The organism is Pseudomonas sp. PA15(2017), from assembly GCF_001945395.1.
Taxonomy (GTDB): Bacteria; Pseudomonadota; Gammaproteobacteria; order Pseudomonadales; family Pseudomonadaceae; genus Aquipseudomonas.
Genome location: NZ_MSXV01000049.1, coordinates 1 through 1,853 on the forward strand (window position 1 = coordinate 1; position 1,853 = coordinate 1,853).

The 1,853-nt window shown below is 56.5% G+C and carries 2 protein-coding genes and 1 pseudogene; 2 read left to right on the plus strand and 1 reads right to left on the minus strand.

Annotated elements, in window-relative coordinates; genetic code table 11:
• Nucleotides 1–238 (minus strand): annotated as a pseudogene (locus BVH03_RS15640) (ShlB/FhaC/HecB family hemolysin secretion/activation protein); the annotation flags it as partial.
• Nucleotides 239–828: 590 nt separating this feature from the next.
• On the opposite strand from BVH03_RS15640, the gene BVH03_RS15645 reads away from it, so the two are divergent.
• Together BVH03_RS15645 and BVH03_RS15650 are read left to right on the plus strand one after the other, a co-directional pair.
• A complete protein-coding gene (locus tag BVH03_RS15645) occupies nt 829–1,092 on the plus strand; it encodes a hypothetical protein (RefSeq protein WP_075962033.1) in 264 nt (87 codons plus the stop codon).
• Nucleotides 1,093–1,317: 225 nt separating this feature from the next.
• Nucleotides 1,318–1,554 (plus strand): hypothetical protein, encoded by a 237-nt coding sequence (locus BVH03_RS15650; protein WP_075962034.1) that lies wholly within the window; start codon nt 1,318–1,320, stop codon nt 1,552–1,554.
• The last annotated feature ends 299 nt before the right edge of the window (nt 1,555–1,853 follow it).

Genomic DNA, 1,853 nt, shown 5'->3' on the forward strand with positions numbered 1-1,853 from the left:
CGCCCTCGGGTGCCGGTGGCGCCGCCGGCTCGGCGCGCTTGCCTGGTAGCTGCTGGAGTTCCTGCAGGCGCTGCTGCTGCTCGTCGAGCAGACGTTCCTGGCGATCGCGGATCAGGTCTTGGCTCAGGGGCGTCTGGCGGTTGCCGGGCAGGTCGATGGGGGGCGTCTGCGCCGATACGGCCAGCGACAGAGCAGACAGGCAGAGGCATACCACCGCAGATCCATTGCGGAAAAACATAGGGTCGTCCCTGAAAAAAGCATGTCGTTTCAGGACAACTTAAGCCTGATGCCACTTGGCCATCAAGCTCAATTCAACGAAAGCTGGTTATATTTCATTCAAAATATTGCCCAACTTGATGAAGCTCTGACTGTTGGCGGTAGGCGGTAGGCGGTACAAATCGCTCATCGCGCCGAGATGAGCATGCAACCACTTCAAAGCGTCTCTCTCGATGAATCGGCCAGAGCGCTTGCAAGTTGCAGCGGTGCGATCTGATGTGGCTATCGATCAACGTAGCGCACCTCGACCAGTTTTCACGTCTATGGCGCGGTAAGGCGTGCCGATTCCTTCGACGACAGCCCGCCCCCGAAGTCATGCGGACATATCTGGATTGTCAGTTCGGCCTGACCAAGCGACTGGCCGCAGCGCAATGCATTACTCAAGCGTGACCTGCTTTGCCAACCCGTTACCCGAGATGCCACCGCCTTGGCACTGCCAACGCCCATTTGTCCTGCAAAATCGACCAGTTGCACGCCCGCCCCCAGTTTCCAGATCTATAGTTTCAATTGCCCAGCCCAGTGAGGCTGCCCATAGCGAAATGGAGAGTCACTATGCAAAAAGCACTTATCACGCTTGCTACCGCCCTGTTCGTTTCTGCCACGGTCGCTCCCGTGGCCCTGGCAGAAAGTCCAGCCGAAAAGAGCGTTCGCGAAGAGGCCCGAGATATCGAGACGGATGCGAAGCACGACGCGCACGAAGTTGACAAGGGTGAGCACCACAGCGCCGAGGAGATTGACAAGGGTATCGACCACGACAGCAAGGAGCGGCACAAGGCCGACAAACATATCGACAAGGAACTGAAAAAAGACCTGTAGATGCAACAGGCGGTATTCCGTTGACGAGTTACCGCCCTCCTTCTGAAATGCTCTGTCCTTCAAATCGCTTCACATCCCTGTTCCGCTAGCTGACTCGACATGGCATAAAATGCCGATCTGAGTGATCAGAACCTTGGAAAACCTGTCGATTCGATAGCCGGTCAAGCGACGTTGCTTTGAACTCCCGAAACGATCACCGCGTTTTATCGCATTTAATGAGGACATATGGGCCAGCGCCAAACACAGATATTGAAGCAAGACCTGAAAGCTGTCGCTGAAGACCTGCGGTGGGTATCCGTCGACCTGCTGAAGGTCGCCGAGCGGCTGCGGGGGACGGAAAACGAGGCAGACGCGTGGGCTATTCTGCGCATGGTCGGGGTGCTGACCAATGATGAAGACCGCCTCAACAAATACGCGGGTGAGGCCAAGGCTGGCCGTATCGTTCGTTCCAAAAGCACCTGAAATGGGCTGAATCGCCGGGTTCGCTCAGAGCTGTGATGCGGCCCACAGAGCCGCTACGTCCCTTAGGGCCTGTTCATGATCTTTAGGTCCGGGTTCGCCGATCTTGGCCGCTAATTGGCAGGAATGGCAGTCCACCGATCCACTGTGAGAATGCGCTATGCGCGCGAAAAATCGCGGGCATGGCAGACTGTGTGAAAACCTAGCAGTCCGAGGGTGAGTTGAAGACAATGCCTCTATCGGTTGATAGGGGCATTGTCGTTTATGGGTTATATCCAGGGCGAAGGTCGCGGGCAAAGCAG